Annotated in this window: 16 protein-coding genes and 1 pseudogene; 10 read left to right on the forward strand and 7 right to left on the reverse strand. The window is 64.4% G+C overall.

The window, feature by feature from the left end; all coding sequences use genetic code 11:
- Nucleotides 1-21: 21 nt before the first annotated feature.
- Nucleotides 22-488 (reverse strand): annotated as a pseudogene (locus FXV83_RS01340) (Lrp/AsnC family transcriptional regulator).
- Between the two features lie 123 nt (nt 489-611).
- On the opposite strand from FXV83_RS01340, the gene FXV83_RS01345 reads away from it, so the two are divergent.
- Entirely contained in the window at nt 612-1,151 is a 540-nt protein-coding gene (locus FXV83_RS01345; RefSeq protein ID WP_148737013.1) for an RBBP9/YdeN family alpha/beta hydrolase, read from the forward strand.
- Nucleotides 1,152-1,217: 66 nt separating this feature from the next.
- Here the strand turns inward: FXV83_RS01345 and FXV83_RS01350 are convergent, their stop codons facing one another.
- The 3 genes from FXV83_RS01350 to FXV83_RS01360 all read right to left on the reverse strand — a co-directional run bounded on the left by FXV83_RS01350 (nt 1,218) and on the right by FXV83_RS01360 (nt 4,812).
- Nucleotides 1,218-2,102, reverse strand: a complete 885-nt coding sequence (locus FXV83_RS01350; protein ID WP_148737015.1) for a protein-L-isoaspartate O-methyltransferase family protein — start codon at nt 2,100-2,102, stop codon at nt 1,218-1,220.
- Nucleotides 2,103-2,184: 82 nt separating this feature from the next.
- On the reverse strand, nt 2,185-3,330 hold the full coding sequence (locus tag FXV83_RS42345) for a GNAT family N-acetyltransferase (RefSeq protein WP_187435576.1): 1,146 nt from the start codon (nt 3,328-3,330) through the stop codon (nt 2,185-2,187).
- 129 nt (nt 3,331-3,459) lie between these two features.
- Complete coding sequence (locus tag FXV83_RS01360) at nt 3,460-4,812, reverse strand: O-antigen ligase family protein (RefSeq protein ID WP_148737017.1); 1,353 nt, start codon at nt 4,810-4,812, stop codon at nt 3,460-3,462.
- A 357-nt stretch (nt 4,813-5,169) separates the two neighbouring features.
- On the opposite strand from FXV83_RS01360, the gene FXV83_RS01370 reads away from it, so the two are divergent.
- Nucleotides 5,170-6,156: a glycosyltransferase gene (locus FXV83_RS01370; RefSeq protein ID WP_187435577.1), complete on the forward strand. Its 987-nt coding sequence runs from the start codon at nt 5,170-5,172 to the stop codon at nt 6,154-6,156.
- Between the two features lie 9 nt (nt 6,157-6,165).
- Here FXV83_RS01370 and FXV83_RS01375 read toward each other — a convergent pair whose 3' ends face one another.
- Complete coding sequence (locus FXV83_RS01375; protein WP_148737043.1) at nt 6,166-7,194, reverse strand: glycosyltransferase family 2 protein; 1,029 nt, start codon at nt 7,192-7,194, stop codon at nt 6,166-6,168.
- Nucleotides 7,195-7,599: 405 nt separating this feature from the next.
- Between FXV83_RS01375 and FXV83_RS01380 the strand changes: the two genes are divergently transcribed.
- From FXV83_RS01380 to FXV83_RS01395, 4 genes are all read left to right on the forward strand, one after another.
- Nucleotides 7,600-8,394 (forward strand): class I SAM-dependent methyltransferase, encoded by a 795-nt coding sequence (locus tag FXV83_RS01380; RefSeq protein WP_148737021.1) that lies wholly within the window; start codon nt 7,600-7,602, stop codon nt 8,392-8,394.
- Nucleotides 8,395-8,639: 245 nt separating this feature from the next.
- Nucleotides 8,640-11,006 (forward strand): exopolysaccharide transport family protein, encoded by a 2,367-nt coding sequence (locus tag FXV83_RS01385; RefSeq protein WP_148737023.1) that lies wholly within the window; start codon nt 8,640-8,642, stop codon nt 11,004-11,006.
- On the forward strand, nt 10,999-11,805 hold the full coding sequence (locus FXV83_RS01390; protein ID WP_148737025.1) for a WecB/TagA/CpsF family glycosyltransferase: 807 nt from the start codon (nt 10,999-11,001) through the stop codon (nt 11,803-11,805). The genes FXV83_RS01385 and FXV83_RS01390 overlap by 8 nt, the downstream gene beginning before the upstream one ends.
- A gap of 248 nt (nt 11,806-12,053) precedes the next feature.
- Entirely contained in the window at nt 12,054-12,395 is a 342-nt protein-coding gene (locus FXV83_RS01395) for a hypothetical protein (protein ID WP_148737027.1), read from the forward strand.
- Here FXV83_RS01395 and FXV83_RS01400 read toward each other — a convergent pair.
- A complete protein-coding gene (locus FXV83_RS01400) occupies nt 12,369-16,484 on the reverse strand; it encodes a bifunctional diguanylate cyclase/phosphodiesterase (RefSeq protein WP_187435578.1) in 4,116 nt (1,371 codons plus the stop codon). The genes FXV83_RS01395 and FXV83_RS01400 overlap by 27 nt on opposite strands.
- A gap of 533 nt (nt 16,485-17,017) precedes the next feature.
- On the opposite strand from FXV83_RS01400, the gene FXV83_RS01410 reads away from it, so the two are divergent.
- Nucleotides 17,018-18,385 (forward strand): LLM class flavin-dependent oxidoreductase, encoded by a 1,368-nt coding sequence (locus FXV83_RS01410; protein WP_148737031.1) that lies wholly within the window; start codon nt 17,018-17,020, stop codon nt 18,383-18,385.
- Between the two features lie 13 nt (nt 18,386-18,398).
- Entirely contained in the window at nt 18,399-19,184 is a 786-nt protein-coding gene (locus FXV83_RS01415) for a fumarylacetoacetate hydrolase family protein (protein WP_148737033.1), read from the forward strand.
- Nucleotides 19,185-19,296: 112 nt separating this feature from the next.
- Here FXV83_RS01415 and FXV83_RS01420 read toward each other — a convergent pair whose 3' ends face one another.
- Nucleotides 19,297-19,752 carry an Lrp/AsnC family transcriptional regulator gene (locus tag FXV83_RS01420; protein WP_148737035.1) on the reverse strand — a complete coding sequence of 152 codons (456 nt, stop codon included), beginning with the start codon at nt 19,750-19,752 and terminating at the stop codon, nt 19,297-19,299.
- A 155-nt stretch (nt 19,753-19,907) separates the two neighbouring features.
- On the opposite strand from FXV83_RS01420, the gene FXV83_RS01425 reads away from it, so the two are divergent.
- Together FXV83_RS01425 and iaaH are read left to right on the forward strand one after the other, a co-directional pair.
- Nucleotides 19,908-23,357 (forward strand): indolepyruvate ferredoxin oxidoreductase family protein, encoded by a 3,450-nt coding sequence (locus FXV83_RS01425; RefSeq protein WP_148737037.1) that lies wholly within the window; start codon nt 19,908-19,910, stop codon nt 23,355-23,357.
- Between the two features lie 76 nt (nt 23,358-23,433).
- Nucleotides 23,434-24,855, forward strand: a complete 1,422-nt coding sequence (gene iaaH, locus FXV83_RS01430) for an indoleacetamide hydrolase (protein WP_148737045.1) — start codon at nt 23,434-23,436, stop codon at nt 24,853-24,855.
- Nucleotides 24,856-24,953 lie beyond the last annotated feature (98 nt).

Here is a 24,953-nt window from a genome sequence, read left to right on the forward strand (position 1 = left end):
CCGGGACGCGACCGCCCTGGGCTAGTCAGCCTTCTTGATGAGTTCACGACCGATCGGCCGCACCGGCTCGCTCCGCAGCACGAGCGATGTTGTGACGGCACCAAAGCCAGCAATTCGGTCCACGATTGTTTCCAAGTCCTCCGGCGCCGGCACGAGCACCTTGAGCACGAAGCAATCCTCGCCCGTCACCCGGTGGACTTCGACGATGTGAGGAATCTCACCGACTTCTTCAGGCAGGTCTTGATGTGCTCGTGCGAGGTTCGCAGCCGTATCAGTGCCATCAGGCCGAGCCCCAGCGCTCGCGGGTTGATCCTGGCGCCATAGCCTTCAATGATGCCGGCCTCCTCGAGGCGCTTGACGCGCTCGGAGACCGCCGGCTGGGACAATCCCACCGAACGGCCAAGCTCGGACAAAGGCACACGCGCATTCGCCTGGAGCGCCTCCAGGATCCTCAGATCCTTGCCGTCTATGCTCCCTGAACGATCCAAGCGAATTTCTCCATTCGACCTTGAGATTATCGGCAAATGACCGTTTCCGCCGATGACTCGCCATGTGATCCATGACCCGGATCGATCACACTGCATCGTCATCCCGAATATCACGAGATACGCATGCGCAAAATGATCACCCTGCCCGGCATCGGAGGCTCCGGAGACACCCACTGGCAGACGGCCTGGGAAGGGGCGGACACGCGCTTCGCGCGATTTCAGCCGGCGAGCTGGGATGAGCCGGAGCTTGATGACTGGACGCAATCCCTGGAGCGAGCGGTCGGGAGCTACGCGAAACCGCCCGTCCTCGTCGCGCACAGCCTGGCTTGCCTGCTCGTCGCGCATTGGGCGGCATGCACCCGATCGACGATTGCCGGAGCATTCCTGGTGTCTGTCCCCGACCCGGACTGCGCCCGGTTTCCCGCAGCAGCCGGCTCGTTCAAGTCCGTTCCGACAAGACCGCTGCAATTCCCATCGCTGATCATCGCAAGCACGGACGATCCCTACAGCACGCTCGAGGTTGCGCGGCGGCGCGCGGACGAATGGCGGTCCGGATTGAAGGTGGTCGAAGCGCTCGGCCACATCAACGCATCAAGCGGGTTGGGCGATTGGCCGCAGGGCCGCGCGTTGCTGGATGACTTTTGCGCAAATCTCGCAAAATGACGAACGAAGGCGAACGGGGTACGGCGCACCGAGCACGCGGAGTCTCGGGACGCGTTACGCCGAACGTCAGGCCTGCATGATGTCGGCGTGGGGCCGGACGGGATTCGTCGGTGACGGCGCAGGCGCCGTCGAAAGCCACCAACCCTCACCGGCAAACCAGCACGTCTCGTCGGGCGCGTCCCCTGTCCGCAATGACTGCACGCTGTCCCATCCTTTCGCGAACGCCTCGGTCAATCGCCGGGCGGCATCCGCATCCTGCAGTCCCGCGCAGCCGATGAACTGGGCCCGGCCGAGAAACTTGGCAGGCCAGACCGGCCCCTCTTGCGGACGCGTGAGCATCAACATGCCGCCGTGCACACCCTCGGGCGCCAGTGGAAACACCAGACGGCCGCCGGGCCGCAACGCCCCGAGCCATTCCGGAGCTGGCCGCGCCGCGCCCGCACAGACATAGATGACGTCCACGCTTGGCAGATCGGACGCAATTCCCGAGCGCTCATGCAGCTCGACCTGCGCGATATCCTTTAGATTGTCGCGCGCGAGTGCCGCCAGGCGTTGGTCGATTTCATAGGCATGGACACGGCCGCCAGCTCCCACGAGATGCGCGAGAATTGCGGTATAATAGCCGCTGCCAGCACCTATCTGGAGCACCGTCTCGCCTTCCCTCACAGCACACCCGCTGAGCCAATAAGCGTGCGCACCGGGCATCCCGATATTGAGACCACGTGTGCTATCGAGCGCCAGCAACGTGTTTTGATAGATGAAGGCGGGATCATCGTCCGGCGTCGCGACATAAGGGTGACCGCCAACCGAGATCGACCACGGCCCTGGGCCGACGAAGGGCTCGCGTTCGACCGTGCGAAAGGCCTGCTCGATACGGGGATCCGTGGTCCTGGCCGCGGCGCAGATCAACTGCGCATAGAAGGCACGATATTTTGCCGAACGATCTTTCATGTCGCCTCCGGGCAGCGAAAGCTACACTAGCACAACGATTGCGATAGTCGAATGACCGCTGCAATCCGGGGCTTTGCGCGCTTTATGGCGTGGTCCTGCCCATCGCGCGCGCCGCCAACGCAGCGAGTTTTGGATGGCGGCGCAGTCCCTGCGCGGCATGGTCGCGCCAGGCGTAAGGCATGCCGCGCCAGGACAGCGCGACGCTGGCGTCGGTCAGCGGCACCCGCTCCGCGCCGAGGCGGCGCTTGTAGTCCTGATTGCCGATGCTGAGATCGAACCGGCGCACGCCCTGCGCATGCAGCGCCGCCATGGTGCGTTCGGTCGCGAGCAGCCCGGGAGAGAAGTTCGCCCAGGTCTTGCCGGAATGACTGATGCGCAACAGGAAATAGGTCGCGCCGTATCGGACGCCGAACGTGGTGGCAACGATCCCCTTGTCGCAGACCAGCGCCGAGACGACGGCATAGCCTTCGGCGATACCCTGGCGCGCCACTTCGCGATAGAATCGGGCGTGAGCATCGTCGTCCAGAACGAACCGAAAGCCGAGCTGTCTCATCCGCTCTTCTTGCTGGACGTCCATCACATCGAGAAATTCGCGCGCGCGCTCGGCATCGGTGGCGATCTCGAACCGCGCGCTGCCAGGACGGCTGAAGACGCGCCAGCACCGCGGCAGCTGCAGACGCCTGAGCGACGCCTGATAATCCGCATAGTTGTCGCCCGTCAGCACGACATTGCCGTTGAGCGAGCAGGATCCGATACGGCCGAGCGACACCAGCGGGTTCGGCTTGCCACCGACATGGGCCGGCATCTTCTTCAGGCGCAACAGATCGAAGCGGTCGGGCAAGGCCCGCAACCCTTCGACCAGAGCCAGGCCGATTGCACGCATATCGGTGGCATCGAACCCGGCGTCGCGCGCAAGGATCGGCGCGTTGTTGTCGGAGACGTCGAGATCGGCGAACTCGACGACGCGAATGCTCCGCCGCGTGTGGCTGATCATCGGCACCATCGCGACGTCCTTGCCGGTCGCGGCATCGGAGATCACGGCGATCAGCGGCTCGATACCTTCAAACGCCTCGTACCAGGCGCTGAGCCAGTAACCATGCTGAAACGCAGTGCGATGGCCATCGTTCAGGCGCGACGCTGCCTGTCGCCAGTCACGGGTGAAATCGATCGAGATCCTCCGCGTGCTGGACACCCGATCATCTAGTTGCTCAAAGCTGAGAAAGGTCATCCGCGTACAGTTACTGAACTTTTCCAGGTAGATTATGTTTTGCCGCAGACCACAAGTTGCGTCGCTGCTTATCGTTAAATCATGCTGTCCTTCGTGTGCCGCTATGAAACGTGCGGCTGCGGCAACCTGTCAGCGGTCCGGTTCCATTGGATCGACGCATTGGAACCTGGCCAGGAAGTGCAACCCCGCCACCGCGAGCGCAAACATGAACCAGATCGGATTCTGCCGTTCGAGCAGGAAGGTTTCGGTCGTCCCGTAGTACAGGCCAAACAGCCACACGGTCAGGAACAGCTTTCCCAGTGCGCCGCTGCGATTGTGAGCCTGGGCCGCCTGGAAATTCTTGAGCGGAGCGAGAACGAAGATGAGGATGACGAGGACCAGCCCCGGCAGGCCGATGGTGACCGCAAGGTCGAGATAGCTGTTGTGACTGTGTGCCGCGCTCGTCGCCCACTCGGCGCCCTGGGTGGTCTGCCGTGCCGTCAAGTCGTCCCAGAAGGCCGCATAGCCGTGACCGATGACCGGCCTTTCGGCGACGGCTGCGAGTGCGAATTCCCAGATGGCGGAACGGCCGGTGAAGGTGGCATCGAGAGGAAGCAGCCGCGTCATGGCCCCGAGTGCGGGGCTCACGACGCTGCCGACGGTCAGCAGGTTCATCACGATCAGCGGCACGAAACAGATGATCCGCTTCAGCCAGAGGCTACGCGTGACGTAGACCAGCGAGGCCAGCGCGTAGATCGCAAGGCACAGCACCGACGACGTCTTGCCGCCGGTGAAGATCAGGAAGATGCCGGCAAGCGCGGCGATCACGGGCCCCATCACGAACGAGCCGACGGCGCAGAGATAGATGCCGACATAGACCAGGATGGTCATTACGGGCGAGGCGACGTTCTTGTGGCCGAAACTGCCGCGCCAGTCGCCCGCGAGCTGCGGCTCGGTGATGTCGAGCGCGGTGTGGATCGAATATTGCGGCGCGAGGATGACGCCGAGATAGCACAGCACCAGCAGCACGAGCGCGGTACCGCCAAGACACAGGTTGAAGCTTCGCTGCGTCGGCGGCAGCAGCGGCAAGAGGACGGCGAGCGAGGTCACGCTGGCCGCCAGCACCAACCGCTGGATCGACACCTCGCGACTCTCGGAGAAGACGACATTGAACAGCATCCAGCCGATGAAGCAGAGGTGCAGCGGGGTGACCAGGGTCTTCAGCGAGGGCGCATCGCTGGCGATTGCGAACAGCACCGCGACCGCAGCCAGCAATCCAAAGGAGATGTAGTTCAGCGCCATCCGGCCGCCGACGACGTTGGCGATGGCCTCGCTGCGCAGGTCCGGAAAGGGATCGAGCGTAATCAGGACCAGCAACAGGGCGGTGACCGCGACAAGGCAGCGCGCCGCCTGCACGACATTCAGCTTCGCAAGCCCATCGCGCAGCACGTGGCCGAACGATCGGGCCTCAACGTCGGTCATGTCAGTGGCGCTGCGATCCATGGCTCAAGGCCGGTTCGATAAGCCGGGGAAGCTTCAGGTCTTAGCCGATCCCCGTTAACCATCCGTCAACCAGGATGCCGGAGCTGCCCGATACAGCCTGCTCCCGCACGATGCTCCGCGAGATCTCGCAATATTGCAGCGCCTGCTGTGCCAGCGCGAGATTGTCCAGACGTAGTCGCGCACAGCCTAATGTCACCGGCTTAACGCTATTCTACGAAACCGGCACGATGCGGGCCTTCGCAGCACCGATTTGGTCGTCATGCGGGTATCATCTGCAACGGCCGAAGCCGCATTCGCTGGCAATTGCCGGCGCGGCAGATGCACCTGGTTAACAGACCATTAAAGACGAGCTGCAGCTTGATCACCGCCGACGATGTACTCGATGGATCGGCCGCCCGGCGCGTAGCGACAGTCGCGCGAATCGCGCGGCCGGTGACCGCGGTTGCGTCAGTCTCAGTCGTCATTCCCGCCAAGAACGTTGCGGCCTATGTCGGCGAAACCCTCGCCAGCGCACTGGCACAAGGCGAGGTGAGCGAAGTGATCGTCGTGGATGACGGCTCAACCGACGATACCACCGCAATCGTCCGAGCCATCCGCGACCCGCGGCTGCACCTGGTGACTAACGACTCCGCCGGCGTGTCGGCGGCCCGCAATCTCGGCGCCCGACACGCGAGCGGCGAATGGCTGCTGTTCCTCGATGCCGACGACCGCCTGCGCCCCGGCGCGGTGGCAGCGCTGCTCGCGGCGGCGCGCGCTGCCCCGCGCGCGGTCCTCGTCTACGGCGACTACAACACGATCGACAGCGAGGGACGGCAAATCGGCCGGCGGGATCTCCTCAAGGGTCGCCGCAAGCCGTCCGGCGACGTGCTGGCACGGCTCGCCAGCGGCAACTTCATCGTCAATGGCGGCATCGCGCTCGCACGTGCGGACACCTTTCGCGCCATCGGCGGCTTCGACGTCTCGCTCAGATACTGCGAGGATTGGCATTGCTGGTGCCGCCTTGCCGCGATCGGCGAGTTCGAGTTCGCACCGAAGCTGTTGCTCGACTATCGCCTGCACACGGCCAACACCATGAATGCGGCGGTGCGGACGCCGCAGGATTTCTTCCCGGCGATCGCGCGTATCTTCGATGACGGGCTGATTCTGGCGAGACTTCCCGTAGGCGCGGCAGCCGGGCTGCGCCGGGCCGCCGAGATTCATCTCGTCACCTATTCGGCGATGCAGGCGATCCGCTTCGGCAGATATCGTGACGCCTTCGCCTATCTCGGAATGGTCGGCCGGCTGTCGCCCATATCGCTGCCGCGCGCCGCGATCAGGGTCGTCCTCGCCTGCTTTGGCATCTAGTCCGCTGCGTCAGGACACGATCTTCGAGGCTTCGTAAGGCCTCGGTTCGACACCGAACGCCGCGAGCGCAGCGCCGAGTGCGACCATCACGGGATGCATCGCGATGACGGCTTTCGACGATGTCAGCAGGCGCGCCGCGCGAACCACCGACAGCGGCAGCCGTCCGAGCATTCGCGCAAACACCCACGCCCGCGCCGCCGTGCTTGGCGCGGCCTTGTACTGCACGCGATAATTGATCGCGCCGATGCGCAGACCACGCCTCATGATCCAGCCGGGGCTGGTGCGGTTTTGCGGTACGGTCTCGGTGATGACCGCTTCCGCCGTCCAGTGGAATATCATGCCGGCATCGCGGCACCGCACGAAGAAATCGCAGTCGCCGCCACCAAGGAAATTGAAGCGCAAATCGAAGGCGGGACGATCGAACCGCTCGAACGCCGCGCGCGTGATCAGGCAATTGCCGCAGCCATAAATCAGAGGTACCGCGCCGCTGTAGTCATAGGCGGGACGGAAGGCCGGGTGACGCGCGAGCCATGGCTGGCTGTCGTCGTCGAACACCGGCAGCACCGGTCCGCCGACCACGTCGGCGCCGGTCGCCTCACAGGTGCGAACCATCAGCTCGAGCCAGTCGGGCGAGGCAATCTCGTCGTCGTCGATCATCAGGAAGCGGGTCGCGGCGGGAAACAGCGCCTGCGCCGTCTCGAACGCGGCGTTGATCGCCTGGCAATTGCCCTGCCGCCGCTCGACCAGGCAGATGCCCTGGAGTTTTCCGGCAGCGAGAAACTCCGCGGCGACCGGCGCGCTCTCGCGCCCTGCCGCGTCGTTCTCGACCATGACGACCGCGAAGGATCGCGGGGTACGCTGGTTGGCAAGCGACCCCAGCGTCAGCCGCATATGCTGCGGGCGGCGAAAGCAGGGAATGCAGACGACGATACCGACCGACAGGTCGATGACGCGCGAGCTCGCGGCGATCTCCCGGTTGGGATCACGCACGACGTCCGAGATCCGGTTGGCGGACAGGTCTGTCGGGATCAGCGTCATGGCGTTATAGATGCCCGAGATGTGTTGAAGAAACCCTGCGTCGATCGCGTGCATCGAGCAGTCCCGCAACGGCACAACGACGTGCAACAGATGCGTCCCAAAATGAGCGACCCGCTTCGGCGACAAAACGAGCCTTCTTGCCGACATCCTCGAGCATGCAAGCCTACCATCAAGCGCTTAACCGCTTTCGCTCGTTTTTCCTATGAGCTCTGATGCGCGTGATATTGCAATTCGCGGTCCATCGTCCGGCAATCGCGCAATGCGGAAGATGCCGTAGTTAACGCATATGCGCATTAACCCGACCGTAAGCACCGCGACCGGTGAAGAGGCGCGGCATCAGATTTGCTCTTCGGGCTCGAGAGATTTTTCCTGTAAATTTGAGTCGAACAAGCGCGGTCGAGAGACATGAACAAGCCAGCCACGATCGATTTCGCGACAGCGATCCCCACTCCCGCCAAGCCTGCCCATAACCAGGCGCTGCTCGAGATGGTCCCCGGCGAAGCCCGCGACAGCCTGCTCGCCATTCATGAGGTGCTGCGCCGCGAACTGCCGCGAGGCCGGCTCGCCACCTACGAGGCCGGCGGCGGCTCATGCAGCTTCCTGCCCGTGGACGTGCTAAGCCGCAGCCACGTCACGGTCGTCGATATCGACGAGGACCAGGTCCGCAACAACACTTACGCAGACGACGCAATCCTCGGCGACGTGCAGACCCATCGCTTCGGCGCTGAAGCCTTCGATGTGGTGATCTGCTACAACGTGATCGAGCATCTGCCCGACGTCGAGGCCGCGCTATTGAACTTCCGCGATGCTCTCAAGCCCGGCGGGATGATCCTGATCGGTGCGCCCAATCCGCACTCGCTCTCGGGCGTCGTCACCAAATATTCGCCGCACTGGTTCCATGTCTGGTTCTATCGGAATATCCGCGGCATCAGGAATGCCGGCCTGCCCGGCGAACCGCCGTTTCCGACCTTCTTCCACCCGCTGGTGACGCTGTCGAAGCTCGAAACGTTCGCCGCCGCCCATGGCCTCGACATGATCTATCGCCGCGAGGTCGAGAGTCCGCGCTATCCCGAGATGCGCCAGCGCAAGCCGCTGTTCGCCGCCCTCGTCGATGCCGGCGCCGCACTCATGAATGCCCTGCTCCCGCGCGGGACCGACGTCCGCCGCGGCGACTATCATGTCATTCTGCGGAAGCGCTGACGTGGCGCGCCTGTTCAGTAACGAACCGTTAATCTCTGAGGGACCGACGCATCGAGAGCGTCACGACGACGCGCCGGGAAGCGGCGGCCGCTTAAACGCTTTGTTTGCCATTTCGGTGAATAGTCCCTCAATGAGTATGGTTAATTTTCCCTATTGCGTTGATTGGGCACCTATATCCCGGGTGCGTGGCGTAGAGCGAAGAGTAACCCCTCAGCCTACGGCACTTGGAATGGAAGCTGGGGATCATGCTTGACTATAACCAGCCGATAGATCGGGCCAGATCGGGGGCCCCTCAGCAGAGCTCGCCGACCGGCTTCAACGTGCTGGAACTCGCCAGCCTGCTTTGGCGGCGCAAGGTTGCGATTGCGGCAGCCGCCGTGCTCGGAGCGACGCTCGCGGTCACCATCGGCAAGAGTCTCACGCCCCGCTACACCGCCACCTCCCAGCTCTATGTCGATCCGCGCGAACTCCAGCTCGTCGATCGCGAGCTCACCCCTCGCGCGCAGGACGTCTCCGGCATGTCCATGGTGGTAGAGAGCCAGGCCCGCCTGATCACATCCAACAGCGTGCTGTTGCAGGTGATCCAGCAGGCCAATCTCGAGAATGATGCGGAATTCGGCGGCGGCGATGCCAGGAGCCTGATGTCGTCGCTGCTGGGCCTGATCGGCCTGCAACCACGCGCGCCCTCTGCTGCGGAAATAAAGGGCGTACAGCTTGCAGCGCTCGACGCCCTAAACAAGCACATCACGGTCCGCAAGGGCGACAAGAGCTTCATCGTCGACATCGAGGTCTGGTCGACCGATCCGGCGAAAGCAGCGATGCTCGCCAACACGCTCACCAGCACCTATCTTTCGGACTCCCGCAATTCACAGGCTCTGGCGGCGCGGCGCGCAACCAGCGACCTGTCCGGCCGCCTGAAGGAATTGCGCGAGCGGCTGCGCAACGCCGAGACCGCGCTCGCGACCTACAAGGCCCAGAATAATTTTGTCGGCACCCAGGACGCGCTGATCAGCGATCAACAGCTCTCCTCCAGCAACCAGCGGCTTTCGGCGGCTCGCGCGGCGACGATGGATGCGCAGGCGCGGCTCGACCAGATCGAGGCAAGCCGGCGCACGGCTGCGGATGCCGGCGCGATTCCCGAAGCCTTGCAATCGCCGACGATCGCCAACCTGCGCGCCCAATATGCCGACGCTCGCAAGAAATATGCGGAGCAGGCCGGCGAGCTCGGGCCGCGTCACCCGGCGCTGCGCCAGACCGAGAAGCAGGTCGAGGATCTCAAGCGCACCATCGGCGAGGAGATCGACCGCTTCGCCCAATCGGCCAAGAACGACCTGACGCGCGCCCGCGACTATGAGGCCTCGCTCAACCGGGCGCTGGAGGCCCAGAAGCGGCAGAGCGTCCAGCTCAGCCAGGCCGCCGTGCGGCTGCGCGAGCTCGAGCGCGAGGCCGATGCCAGCCGCGACGTCTATCAATCCTTCCTCAAGCGCTCGCGCGAGACCGAGGAGCAGGAAAGCCTGAACACCTCGGCGGCGCGTGTCATCGGCGAAGCCACAGTGCCGCAGCGACGCTCTTTCCCGCCCGCGATGAGTCTGTTCGCCATGATCGGCGTCATCCTCGGCGCGCTCGCTGCTTCAGGCTGGTTCGTCGCGGCCGAGTTCCTGTTGGCCGGCGCGACCTCGCCGATGCCCACGCCAACACGTCGCGAGCACACGCCAGCCCCGGAGACCAAGCGTGCTTTGGAGGTTTCGCGAACTCCGGAGGGTTCGCGGCCGCCGCTGAACGCGCGCACTCCGGAAGTTGCCAAGAATTCTTCGGAGGCAGCGCCGCTGGAGGCCGATGCGGCGCCGCTTTCGCTGGTGGAAAAGCCCCTGATCGCGCGCCTCCAGGAGGCCGACGTCATCCACACGCTCGGCGCCATTCTCGCCACCGGCAGCGGCGTCGATCTCACCCGGCTGGATTGGCCGACGCTGCGCCCCGGATTTCCGCTGACGACGCTGCTCAACGCCTTGCGCGACATGCGCGCCGCAGTCACCCGGCGCGCCGGGAGCAAGGCGATGCCGGTCATCGCGCTCGTCGGCGCCAACGAAACCACCGGGCGCAGCATGAGCGCGCTGAACTTCGCGCTCGCGGCGGCGCGCGATGGCACCCGCGTGCTGATGATCGACGCCGACCACCAGGCGCACACGCTCTCCAACAAGGTCAACCGTCCGGTCAAGAGTGAGCCGGGCAAGTACGGCTGGCTCTCGATCGGCAGCAAGGCCGTGCGCGAGATCAAGACCGTCAACGGCATCTCGGTGCTCCCGGCTGCCGAAACTGACGCCGGCAAGGCAACGGAGGCCATCCGCAGGGCGATTGCGCAGGCGCGTTCCGCCGGCGGCTACGACCTCATCGTCCTTGACGGTCCGGCGATGCCACCGTCGGCCGCCGGCCGCAAGCTGCTCGATGGGGTCGACGCGCTGGTCGCGGTGCTGCCAACCAGCCTCGACATCAACGACAGCATGGAAGAGATCCTGGCCGCGCTCGGCGGCGCCGAGCACAAGCTCGTCGGCGTCGTGCTCGACGAGCTCACTCCTGCAATCCAAACGCGCCAGCGAGGCAGACAATATGCTTGAGCGACGCGTCAACCTTGAGGGGCGGGCCGCGACCGCCGACGTGCCGCGGATTACCGTCGGCGGCCTTCGCATGGCCACGCTCGACCTCGAAGCGACCGCCGATTTCATGATCGAGGCGACCGATCCGCGTCATCGCATCGGCCGTCCGCTGTTCCTGACCTCGGCCAATGGCGAGGTGCTGGCACGCTGCTCGACCGAGCCGCAGACCGAGCGCCTGTTCCGCGCTGCCGACCTGATCAATGCCGACGGCCAGCCGCTGGTGGCGGCCTCCAAGCTGCAATCCTGGTTTCCCCTGCCCGAGCGGGTCGCAACCACGGACCTGTTTCACGTCGTCGCGCGCAAAGCCGAAGCTGCCGGCCGCACCTTCTACATGCTTGGCGCCAGCGAGGACGAGAACGCAGCAGCGGTCGCGAATGTCCAGAAGCTGTATCCGAACCTCAAGATTGTCGGGCACAGCCACGGCTATCTCCGCGGCGATGCCATGCGGGCCAAGGTCGAAGAGATCAATGCACTCGCACCGGACTATCTTTGGGTCGCGCTTGGCGTGCCCAGCGAGCAGGCCTTCGTCGAGGAATTCACGCCGCTTCTCACCAATGTCGGCGTCATCAAGACGTCCGGCGGCCTGTTCAACTTCCTCTCGGGCAGCCGGTCCCGCGCACCACGATGGATGCAGAAGATCGGACTGGAGTGGGCCTGGCGTACCTTGCTCGAGCCACGCCGCCTGTTCTGGCGCTATCTGACCACCAATCCACGCGCGCTCTATCTGCTGTTCAGCCGCAACCGGCCCATCAACCGCTGAGAGCCGCCGAGATGCCCCCTCGCCGCACTAGGGGCCCTTATTGTGCCTTGCCGGTCGGCACCCTGAGCGGCTAAAGAGACTGTGACAGTCAGCGTTGGCAACTTTCCAGGCGGCCGCACGTTTTTGTATGGCCGCCGACGCAGGCGGCACACTTGGTTCGACCAATAGCGAGCCGATTTTTCACAGCGAAACAGATCGACTCGGCGCGTCGCCTGATTTCAGGCGTGGCCCCAGGGAGCACGGAGCGAATGCATCAGGCCGCAAGCCTGCAATTCGAACGCGTGATGGACGAGCTCGTGCTCTGGCACGCCGTGCCGGAGGACGAACGCTCGCCGGCACCGGCCTGGTGGTGGGGACCGGCGATGGCGATGTTCGACGTGCACGAACCGATGCGACCCGCGTGGTGTAGCGAGCTCGGCCTCGGCGACGGCTCGAGCTTTGCTGATGGCGCGCATGCCCTTCTCGCGCTGTTCGCCGAACAAACCTCGCTGACCTGGCCGGATGATTTTCCGCGCAAGGCGGAAATCAAGGGTGAGGACGTCCGCGAACTGCACCCGCAACCGTCAGACGACAGCGCGTTCCAACCGTAACGCCACGGCCTCGTCCGCGACCGGATCCGGCTCCGGCTGGAGCGGCGGTGCGACGGGAAGCACCATCGGTCGCAGCAGCTCGGCCATCTGCCGCGGCGGCAGCGGCTTTGAGATCAGGAAGCCCTGCATCTCGTCGCAGCCATGGGCGCGCAGAAACGCCTCCTGCTCGGCGTTCTCGACGCCTTCGGCGACCACGGTCATGCCGAGCGCCTTGCCCATGCTGATGATCGCCTGCGCGATCGCCTGGTCCTCCGTATCCTGCGGCAGGTCGCGCACGAAGGAGCGGTCGATCTTGATGGTGTCGATCGGGAAATGCTTCATCAGCGACATCGAGGAATAACCGGTGCCGAAATCGTCGATGGCGAGACGAATGCCGCGGCTCTGGATCGCATCGAGCACCTTCAGCGCGCGCCCGACATTGCGCATCATCATGCTCTCGGTGACCTCTAGCTGGAGCAACACCGGCGACATGCCGCTTGCAGCCAGCGCCTCATCGACATCCTGCAACAAATGCGCGTCGGCAAACTGCCGCGGCGACAGGTTGACCGCCATCGACACAGGCAGCAGACCGCGACGCTGCCAGGCCATCGCCTGCGCGCACGCTTCCTTCACCACCCAGCGGCCGATCGGCACGATCAGGCCGGTTTCCTCGGCAAGCGGGATGAACTGCGCCGGCGAAATGTTGCCGAGATCGGGATGCGTCCAGCGCAGCAGCGCTTCGACGCCGGTGATCTGGCTCGTCTCCATGTCCACCTTGGGCTGGTAGTTCAGCGAGAACTGCTCGCGCTCCAGCGCCCGGCGCAGCGCGCTCTCAAGCGACAGCCGCTCGATCGACTGCGTCTTCACTTCCTTGGAGAAGAAGCGATAGCCGTTCTTGCCGTCTTCCTTGGCGAGATACATCGCCATGTCGGCGTTCTTGGTCAGCGTCTGCGCGTCGGCGCCGTTGGCTGGATACATCGCGATGCCGATCGAAGCGGTGGTGTGACACTCGTGGCCGGCAAGCTCCATGGGTTTGCCCAGCACCGTCAGCAGTTCGGTCGCGATGCGCTGGACGTCGTCGACCTCGCCGCACTGGTCGAGGATCACCACGAACTCGTCGCCGCCGAGCCGCGCCACCACGTCGCTTGTGCGTAAGGCGTTGCGCAGGCGGTCGGCGACTTCGAGCAGGAGCAGATCGCCAGCCTCGTGGCCGAGCGAGTCGTTGATGACTTTGAAGCGGTCGAGATCGATGAACAGCAGTGCAAAGCGGAGCTCTTGGCGCTGCGCGGTCTCGATCGCTCCTCGCAGCAACACGTTGAACGTCTCGCGGTTGGGCAAGTTGGTCAGGCTGTCATAGGAGGCGAGGTATTCGATCCGCTCGTCAGCCTTGTTCTTCTCGTCGGCGCGATCGAAGTTCTCCATCGCGAAGGAAACGTTTTCGGCGAGACGCTGCAACAGCTCGACGAACTCGCCCGCAAAAGTGTCCGGTTCGGTTGACATGTAGATCATGACGCCAACCGCCTGGTCGTGCGCGACCAGCGGGAACGCCGCGCCCGACCGCGCGCCGTCGGCGCGGACGACGGCGTGGAAGGCGCGGACGCGGTCGTCGTTGAGATAATCGTTGCTGATGCAAGGCTGGCGCGTGCGGAACGCGGTGCCGCTCATCCCACGACCTTCGGGGCGTTCGGGGTCCGTGGAGAGGCGGATGTTGCGCGTGGTGTCGGACGACGGTCCGGCGCTGGCGACGATTTCCAGCTGGTCGCTGTCCGCCTTGGCCAGCGCAATGGTGGTGGAGGTGAATTTTGCGCCATTCGATGCGGCGAGGCAGACGAGGTCGTACAGCTCGGCGCGCGACTTCGCCCGCATGATCGCCTCGTTGGTGGCGCTCAGCGCCGCGAACATGCGCGTCAGACGCTCCTTCTGGGTCTCGGTGCGAGCCTTCTCCTCGGCACGATCGAAATTGTCGAGTGCGAAGGAGACGTTTTCGGCCAGGCGTCCGAGCAGTTCGACCAGATCGGGCGTGAATGTATCGGCTTCCGGTGCGAGGAAAAGCAGAATGCCGATCGGCTCCCGGCCGGCCCGCAGGAGTGGGAAGCTTGCAGCGGCCCGCGTTCCATCCTCGTTCGCCTTGGAATGCCAATGCACCGATCGCGGATCGTTCAGATAGTCGTTGATGACGCTGGGTCGGCGGGTCCGCAGCGATGTCCCTATAATTCCCTGACCCTCGGGATGATCGGCGGAAACACAACAGGTACGTCCGACCATTCGCTCCTGAAGGCGCCCCTTCACTGCAACGACACGGACGAGCTCCCGTTTGCCGTCCAGGATGCCGATTGTGGCCGAGGCAAACACGCCGCCGAGCACGGCCGCCTGGCACGCCACATCGAACAGCTCCTCGCGCGTCTTGGCCCGCATGATGGCTTCGTTGGTCGCGCTCAGCGCCGCGAACATGCCACTCAGGCGGTCACGCTGCTTGTCGGCCCGCGCTTTTTCCTCGGCGCGATCGAAATTTTCCAGCGCGAAGGCCACGTTGGCCTGGAGCTTGCGCAACAGCTCGACGAATTCGGGCGTGAACGTTCCGCATTCCGGCGAATTGAACAGGAATACCCCTTCCAGCCTGTTGCCGTTGAACAGAGGCAGCGCGGCGGACGACGCGATGCCGTTGCGGCGGGCGCTGGCCTGCCAGGGCTTGATGCGGTCGTCTGCCAGGACGTCATTGCTTATGGCAGGCCGGCGCGTGCGGTACGCGGTGCCGGTCAATCCCCGCCCTTCGGGCACCTGGTTCGAGGTGGAAAACTTGAAAATGCGGACCTGATCCGCGTTCGGTCCGTAGCAGGCGACGACGCGCAGCAGCTCGGCGCCATGGTCGACAAGCGCAATGGTTGCCGAGGTGAACTTGGCGCCCTGCGCCGTCGCCTCGCAGACGAGATCAAACAGCTCGGCGCGCGAGCGCGCCCGCAGGATCGCCTCGTTGGTGGCGCTGAGCGCGGCATACATCCGCGCCAGGCGTTCTTCTTCGGCGGCGATCCTGGCCTTCTCGGTCTCGCGGTCGAAATTCTCGATCGCAAACGAGACGTTCTCCGCCATGCGCACCAGCAGCGCGACGACCTCCTCGTCCTTGGCCCACGACCTGCTGACGAAAAACAAGAGCACGCCGACGCTCTCGCCGTGCTTGATCAGAGGCGCTACCACGCACGCGGCGACGCCGGTGTTGACATTGGCCTGCTCCCAAGGCGTTCCCCGTGTGCGGCTGGCGAGATCTTCCTCGACGATGGCCTTCTGCGTCCGGAACACCTCGCCGGAGATGCCCTTGCCGTAGGGGTTTTCAGGGTCGATCGAATAGCGTGACTGGGTGACCAGCTCCAGGTTCTGTCCCGTGGAAGCGACCGGACTCATCCAATGCGAATCCGTCTCGCGAAGCAGGACGATGGTCGCCAGTGACTTGCCTCCATGCACGGAGGCGTCGCACACGAGCTGGTAAAGCTCCTGCTCGGTCTTGGCGCGGAGAATGGCTTCGTTGGTGGCGCTGATGGCGCCGAACATGCGATTAAGCCGGCGGGTCGCCCGCTCGCTGGTCTGCCGCGCGGTTTCGCGGGCGAAATTGTCCAGCGCATAGGTAATGTTGGCCGACATGCGCTCGAACAGCGACACCATCTGCTCATTCAGCGAGCCGGCCTCGCTGCGCGTCACGTACAGCACGCCGACGCTCTGACCATTGCACAACAATGGCAGCGCCGCGGCGGCGCCGATATGAGCCCTCGACGCGCCCTCGCGCCACGCGAGCGAGCGCGGATCGTTCAGGAAATCGTTGCTGATGCAGAGCCTTTGGCTACGAAAGGCTTCGCCGCCGACGCCCGATCCCTCCGGCGTACCGGCCTCCGTGGTGATCTTGATCGCGCGCAGCCGCGCAACATCGTCGCCGCAGCCGGCCGCAAACCGCAGCCGCTGTCCGTCCGGCTCCGCCAGGAACACGGCGACTGCCATGAAATCCCCACTCGAAAACCCGGCGTCGCAGACCTTCTGGTACAGCTCGTCCGGCGATTTCGCATAGAGGATCGCTTCATTGATGGCGCTCAACGCTGCAAATGTGCGCGCGAGGGGCGTTTGCACGATCTCAACTCCCCGACATTTCTGCCGTTTTCTCCCGGGTAGCTTTATGAAGGCGATGGCCTAAATGGTCGTTATTGGTCCCCGCAAGCCGTCAATCAAAGTGAACGAGCTGCGAACGACCGGCGCGAAACTGTCCGGAATCCCGCTGTACGGGATGGCGCGTTCGACCAAAGGCGCGCTCTCTCTACGAATTTGCAGCCCTGTACTGGTTTACGGGAGATTGATATCGCACCTGGGCTTTGAGACGATGGCCCTCAACAACCAGAGCCCGCCAAGGGCGAGACCCGAGGAAGCGCCATGCCGATCGTCAAGGCCGACCGCCCCACGTGCATTAGCGCGGCGCTGTACCTCCGTCCGAAGGCAGCAAGGGCGTATTCTATCCCGGCGAAATCGAAGGCTTGCGCGAGCAGCAGCGGCTTCGCGACGGCATCGAGATCGAGGACGCGACCTGGGAGAAGCTGCGCGCGCTGGCGCGCGATTACAGGCTCGACACAGTGCTCGATCTGGCCTGACGGAAGTTGGAGAACAGCAGCATGACGCGGCAAATGGTACTGGTCGGCTTCCTCCAGGCACAGAACTGCACCAACTTGCCGAGCTCCTGGCGGCATCCGGACTCGCGCGACGATTCGATGTCGGCGGACTACTATCAGGAGATCGCGCGCATCCTGGAAGCCGGAAAATTCCACATGGCCTTCTTCGACGATCGCCTGGCGATGCCGGACCGCTATGGCAACGATCACGCCCACACCGTCGAATACGGCATCCGCTGCGTTAAGATGGACCCGCTGATCGTGCTGACCACGATGGGACTGGTCACCGACAAGCTCGGGTTGGGGGCGACCTGCTCGACGACCTATTATGAGCCGTTCGACGTCGCCCGGCGCTTCGCAACGCTCGACCTGATGTCGGGCGGACGGGCCGGCTGGAACGTCGTCACCTCCCTCAATGACGGCGAGGCGCTCAACATGGGCAAGGACTCCCATCCCGAGCACGATTCCCGCTATGACCGCGCCGACGAGTTCATGGAGGTCGTGCTCGGCCACTGGGACACCTGGGAGGACGGCGCGCTCATCATGGACAAGAAGAGCGGCCGTTTCGCCGATCCGGCCAAGGTGAAGCGGCTCGATCACAACGGACCGGCCTTCAAGTCGCGCGGACCGTTCACGGTGCCGCGCTCCGACCAGGGCCATCCCGTGATCATCCAGGCCGGCGCGTCCGGCCGCGGCCAGCGCTTTGCCGGGCGCTGGGGCGAGGTGATTTTCACCGCCGCGCGCAATATTGCCGCGGCAAAGGACGGCTACGCGGCCGTGCGCAACGAGGCTGCCAAAGCCGGTCGCGATCCCGAGCAGATGTTCCTCTGCAATTTGACGACGCCGGTCTGCGCCGCGACCAAGTCCGAAGCCGAGGACAAGATGGCGCTGATCAACAAGCTGCCGCTCCAGATCGACGCGCTGTCGCTGCTTGCGGAAGCCCTCAACTATGATTTCGCCTCGAAAGATCTCGACGAGCCGCTGACGACGGAAGAGCTCAAGAACATGCAGGGGCTTTTAGGCATTCGCGACGGCGTGCTGAAAACCTCCGGCAAGAGCAACCCGAGCGCGCGCGACTTCGTCACCTTCTCCGGCCGCGGCCAGGTTCAGGACGCGATGGTCGGTGGGCCCAAAGAGATCGCAGACAGGCTCGAAGAGATGTTCGTCGAACGCGGCTGCGACGGCTTCGTCATCGCCGCGACCTATGTGCCCGGCTCCTACGCCGACTTCGTGCGCCATGTCGTGCCGGAATTGCAGCGCCGCGGCTTGTTCCAACAGGACTATCGCGGCAAGACGCTGCGGGAAAATCTCGGGCTGAAGCGGCCGGCTGCCGGCGCCTGGAAAGTGCAGCCGCGCGACGCCGCGGAATAGCAGGGGATCTGACATGCGCTGGCTCAAATTCACTGCCTCTGGCAAAACGTCCTGGGGGATCGTTGAAGGCGATCAGGCGATCGCTGTCGACGGCGATCCCTTTGGGGAATGGCAGCGCACCTCGCAGACGTTTCCCTTAGCGCAAGTGAAGATCGAGCTGCCGCTGATCCCGCGCACCTTCTATTGCGTCGGCCTGAACTATTTGAAGCACCTGAAGGAAGCCGCCGACAAGCGCGGCGAAGTGCCGGCCGTCCCTGACCGACCCGAGATCGGCTATCGCGCGCAGAACGCGCTGATCGCAGATGACGAGGACGTCGTGATCCCGTCCTTTGCGACGGAAAAGATCCACTATGAGGGAGAGCTGGTCGTCGTCATCGGCAAGAAGGTGAAGCATCTCACCGGGGAGAACGCGATGGATTGCGTGTTCGGCTACACTATCGGCAACGACGTCAGCGAGCGCAGCTGGCAGAAGGCGGACCGCAGCCTGTGGCGATCGAAGAACGCCGACACGTTCAAGCCGATGGGCCCGTGGATCGAGACCGAGGCCGATCTCGCCAAGATGCAGACCGTCGTCCGTGTCAACGGCAAGGAGACCAACCGCTTCCGCACCAACGACATGATTTTTGGTGTGGTGCCGTTCCTGATCGAGCTGACCAAGTATTTTACGCTGTGGCCCGGCGACGTGATCTGGATGGGTACCGACGGCGCCTCGCCCGATATCAAGCACGGCGACGTCGTGGAGATCGACATTACCGGCATCGGCACGCTACGTAATCGATTTGTGCGCGAGCAGCGGTAGCGATGTCGTAGAGTAGGCAACGGCGCGCTTGCGCCGTGCCCACCATCTCTCGACGATCTCGCCAGAGATGGTGGGCACGCTTCGCTTTGCCCACCCTTGCACTTCCCGTGTCTTAGAACGGCAGCGCCACGCTGGTCTTGATCTCCTTCAGCACCACGTTGCTGCGGACGTAGCGGATGCCGGGGATGCGAAACATGAACTCGTCGAGGAACCTGCTGTAGGCCGCCATGTCCTGCACGACGACGCGCAAATGATAGTCGGCGTCGCCCGTCGTCGCAAAACACTCCAGCACCTCGCGGCGCGTCGTCACCCGGGCCACAAATTCATCGACGAATTTGGCGTCGTGCCGTTCAAGCGACACATGGAGGATGGCGGACATTGCAAAGCCGGCCTGCTCGCGCGCGACCAGTGCCGCATAGCCTCGGATGACGCCGGTCTCCTCGAGCGCGCGCACCCGCCGCCAGCAGGCCGAGGTCGACATGCCAACCTCATCCGCAAGCTGCTGATTGGTGGCGCGGCCGTCCCTCTGGAGATGGCTGAGAATCCGTGCGTCTTGGTCTTCAATCATGAAGGCACCTTGGCTCGGCATAATATACCATAAGACGGTGCAGGCGCACAAAATTCTACCAGATTTCAGCTAAAGACGGAATGAATAGGTAAGACCTACCAGCGCCCCAGGCTTAACCTTTGCCGATCCGGCAGGGACGCCGCGCGAGGTGCGCCATGGACGCCATTCCGTCACTCGATACCTACGAGCTCTCCGACCGCTACGACCGCGAGGAGGGCCGCGTCTTCCTTACGGGCACGCAGGCGATCGTCCGCATCGCACTCGACCAGGCGCGGCGCGATCGTGCGCGCGGCCTCAACACCGCCGGCTTCATCTCCGGCTATCGTGGCTCGCCGCTCGGCGGCATCGATCTCGAGCTCTGGCGCATCAACGAACGCCTGAAGCGGGACCGCATCGAATTCCTCCCAGCTGTCAACGAGGACCTCGCGGCGACCGCAGTGCTCGGCTCGCAGCAGGTCGAGACGCAATCCGACCGCGAGGTCGATGGCGTGTTCGGACTTTGGTACGGTAAGGGACCCGGCGTCGACCGCTCCGGCGATGCGCTCAAGCACGGCAACGCCTACGGCTCCTCGCCGCATGGCGGCGTGCTGGTGGTCGCCGGCGACGACCATGGCTGCGTCTCCTCCTCAATGCCGCACCAGTCCGACGTCGCCTTCATGAGCTGGTTCATGCCGACGCTGCATCCGGCCGATGTCGGCGAATACCTCGCGTTCGGCGAGTACGGCTACGCGCTGAGCCGCTTCTCCGGCATGTGGGTCGGCTTCAAGGCGATCTCGGAGATCGTGGAGTCAGGCGCGTCCGTCGCGCTGCGCCCGCCCCGCCTGTTTCGCACACCAGAGTTTACGCCGCCGCCGGGCGGGCTGCACTATCGCTGGCCCGACCTGCCGGGGCCGCAGATCGAGGAGCGGCTGGAGGCGAAGAAGCACGCGGTCTACGCCTTTGCAAGAGCCAATCCGATCGACCGCCACATCTACGACGTCGCCGACGCCACCTTCGGCATCGTCACCACCGGCAAGGCGCATCTCGACCTGATGGAAGCACTGCGGCTGATAGGGCTGGACGAAGCCGCGTGCCGCAGCATCGGCATCGACATTTACAAGGTCGGCATGGTCTGGCCATTGGCGCTACATGACGCCATGGACTTCGTGAAGGGCAAGCGCGAGATTCTCGTGGTCGAAGAAAAGCGCGGCATCATCGAGAGCCAGTTTAAAGAGTATTTCTACGACTATCCCGGCAGCAAGCCCGAGCGCATGGTCGGCAAGCACGACGAGCGAGGGGCACGGCTGATCTCCTGGATCGGCGAATTGTCGCCGCGCGCGCTGGCTGGCGTGCTCGCTCGCCGGCTCGATCCGATGTTTTCGGGCCTCAATCTCGCCGCGCGTGCCGCCGCGCTGTTGCCGGAGGCGGCCCGAACGATCAACGTCGCCGGTGCGACACGCACGCCCTATTTCTGCTCGGGCTGCCCGCACAACATTTCAACTAAAGTCCCTGAAGGTTCGAAGGCGCTGGCCGGCATCGGCTGCCATTTCATGGCGAGCTGGATGGACCGCGAGACCTCGTCGCTGATCCAGATGGGAGGCGAAGGCGTGAACTGGGCGGCCTCGTCGCGATTCACGGGCCAAAGGCATATCTTCCAGAACCTCGGCGAAGGCACCTATTATCACTCCGGCTCGATGGCGATCCGGCAGGCGATCGCGGCAAAGGCTAACATCACCTACAAGATCCTGTTCAACGATGCCGTGGCCATGACCGGCGGCCAGCCGGTCGATGGCCCCGTGAGCGTGCATGCGATCGCGCACAGTGTCCGCGCGGAAGGCGTGACGCGCATCGCGCTGGTGTCGGACGTCCCCTCGCAGTTCTCACTAGCGGACCTGCCCATCGGCGTGACCATTCACCCGCGCGAGGAAATGGACGCCGTACAGCGCGAGCTGCGCGACATCCCCGGGGTATCGGTCCTGATCTATCAGCAGACCTGCGCCACGGAAAAACGACGGCGGCGCAAGCGCGGACAGATGGCAGACCCCAAGCGCTTTGCCTACATCAACGATCTCGTCTGTGAAGGTTGCGGCGACTGCTCGGTTGAATCCAACTGCCTCAGTGTCGAACCGAAGGAGACGCCGTTCGGCCGCAAGCGGCGGATCAATCTGTCGGCCTGCAACAAGGATTTCTCCTGCCTCAACGGTTTCTGCCCGAGCTTCGTCACCGTCGAGGGTGCGAAGCGCCGGAAGAAGGCCGCTAGCCAGATCGACGCGGTCGGCCGCGCGGCGACGCTTCCCTTGCCTGCGCCCGTCTCGCTCGATCGACCCTACGACCTGCTCGTGACCGGTGTCGGCGGGACCGGCGTGATTACCGTCGGCGCCCTGATCGGCATGGCCGCGCATCTCGAACGCCGCGGCGTCTCGGTGCTGGATTTCACCGGCTTTGCGCAAAAATTCGGACCTGTGCTGAGCTATATCCGTCTGGCAACTTCCCCGGATGCATTGCATCAGGTTCGCGTCGACCAGGGCGCGGCCGATGCGCTGATCGGCTGCGATCTCGTGGTGAGCTCCTCGCCAAAAGCGTCCGGCACCTACCGCCGCGGCACGCGCGCCGCGATCAACACGGCGGAGATGCCGACCGGCGACGTCGTCCGCTTCCGCGACGCCGATCTCGCCTCGCCCACCCGCCTGCGCGCGATCCGCCAGGTCATTGGCGAGAATAATCTCGATACCATCAATGCGAACGAGCTCGCTGAACGGCTGCTCGGCGACGCCGTCTATGCCAACATCATCATGCTCGGCTTCGCCTGGCAGCATGGATTGGTCCCGATCTCGCTACAAGCGCTGTTGCGCGCGATCGAGCTCAATGGCGTGGCGGTCGAACGCAACAAGCAGGCCTTTGCCTGGGGCCGGATCGCCGCCGCCGATCTGGACTCGGTACCGAAGCCGGACAGCGCTCCAACATCCGAGACGCTTGATCAACTCATCACCCGCCGCGCCGAATTCCTCACCGCCTATCAGGACGCCGCTTATGCAACGCGCTACCGGACGCTCGTGACGAAGGTCCGCAATGCGGAGGCGGCGCTGGGCAGTGTGGCGCTGACCGAAGCGGTGGCGCGTGCCCTGTTCAAACTGATGGCCTATAAGGACGAATACGAGGTGGCGCGCCTGCACATGCAGAGCGACTTCCTCGACGAATTGAAGCGAGAATTCGACGGCGACTTCAGCATCAAATATCACCTCGCGCCGCCCTTGCTTCCGTCCAAGCGCGATGCCCGTGGCCGCCCGCGCAAGCGCGCCTTCGGCCAGTGGATCCAGGTGCCGCTGTCCGTGCTCGCGCGCTTGAAGGGATTGCGCGGCACGCCCCTCGATCCGTTCGGCTACACGGCCGAACGGCGTACGGAGCGGGAGCTGATCGCCTGGTACCAGGAGTTGATCGAGCGAGTGCTCGACAGGCTCGATGCAACGCATCTGGCCGATCTGGTCGCGGTCGCCAAAGCCCCGATGGATATCCGCGGCTACGGACCGGTGAAGGATGCGGCTATTGCGAAGGTGAGGGCCGAAGTGGAACGCCTGCTTGCGGATTTGACCGCATTGCGGCCGCCAAAGATGCGGGCCGCCGGTTGACGCGACGCCGACGAAGCCCCAGCCTCACGTCTCGAGAGGGCACCGTCATGATGCCCCTGCATTCGGGTGACGCATGATGGATTTCGACCAGTTGACCCTGACCCAGGCCGCAGCCGACCTCCGCGCTGGAACAGTGACGAGCGAAGCGCTCACGACAGAAGCGCTGGCCCGCGCCAAGGCGGATGCCGACCTCAACGCCTTCGTCACCCTGGACGAAGCCGGCGCCTTGAAGGCCGCCGCGGCATTCGACGCGAACGGCGACAGGGACAAGCCGCTCGGCGGCGTTCCCATCGTGATCAAGGACAATATCGAGGTCGCGGGACTGCCCTGTAGCGCGGGCACGCCGGCGCTGAAAGACTATGTGCCGCAGGCCGACGCGCCGGTGGTCGCAAAATTGCGGGTCGCAGGCGCGGTGATCATCGGCAAGACCAGCATGCACGAGCTCGCCTTCGGCATTTCCGGCTACAACACGGCGTTCAAGACCGGCCCAGAGTTCGGCGTACGCAACGCCTATGATCGCGCGCTGATTGCCGGCGGCTCCTCGTCCGGGACGGGCGCCGCGATCGGCGCGCGGATCGTCGCAGGCGGGCTCGGCACCGACACCGGCGGTTCGGTCCGAGTGCCGGCTGCGCTGAATGGATGCGCGTCGTTACGCCCGACCGTCGGACGCTATCCGCAAGCGGGCATCGCGCCGATCTCGCACACCCGCGATACCGCCGGCCCGATGGCTGCGACCATGGCCGACGTCGCGCTGCTCGACCGCGTCATCGCGGGTGGCGATGCGGTCGCGCCAGCTGATCTGAACCAGGTGCGGATAGGCATCGTGAGGACGATGCTCGTCAATCTCGATATCGACACTGACGACGCCTTCCACGCGGCGATCGCGCGGATGAGAGCGCAGGGCGTCAGCGTGATTGAGATCGAGATGCCGCAGCTCGCTGAGCTCAACGGCCAAGTCGGCTTCCCGGTCGCGTTGTACGAGGCCTATGACGACATGGTCGCCTATCTCAAGCACACCGGCACCGGCCTCACCATCGAGGTGCTCGCGCGCGAGATCGCGAGTCCCGATGTGAAGGGCACCTATGACGGCCTGGTGATCCCGCGCAAACTGCCCGGTCCCGACAACACGCTGGTCGACGCCAAGCCAATCTACGACAACGCGATCCGTACCGCACGGCCAGCGCTTCAGGCACTCTACGCGAGTGCATTTGCCGTCAACAGGCTGGACGCCATCGCCTTCCCGACCACGCCGCGCGTCGCGATTGCCTCCAACCCGGACTCCAGCAGTCTGGAGAATTTCGGCCTGTTCATCCAGAACACCGATCCCGGGAGCAATGCCGGTATTCCCGGTATCCAGATTCCGATCGCGCTTGGTGCCGCAAGCAAATTGCCGATCGGCATGGAGCTGGATGGGCCGGCGGGCAGCGATCACCGCCTGCTCGCGATTGGAATGGCGCTGGAGCAGGTGTTCGGTCGCCTGCCGCCGCCGTCGCGCTGAAGCGATTGTAGGGTGGGCAAAGCGCAAGCGTGCCCACCATTTCGATCGCGATTGCCGACAGATGGTGGGCACGGCGCGTCGCGCCTTTGCCCACCCTT

The sequence above is a fragment of the Bradyrhizobium hipponense genome (genome assembly GCF_008123965.1).
In the GTDB taxonomy this organism is placed as follows: Bacteria; Pseudomonadota; Alphaproteobacteria; order Rhizobiales; family Xanthobacteraceae; genus Bradyrhizobium; species Bradyrhizobium hipponense.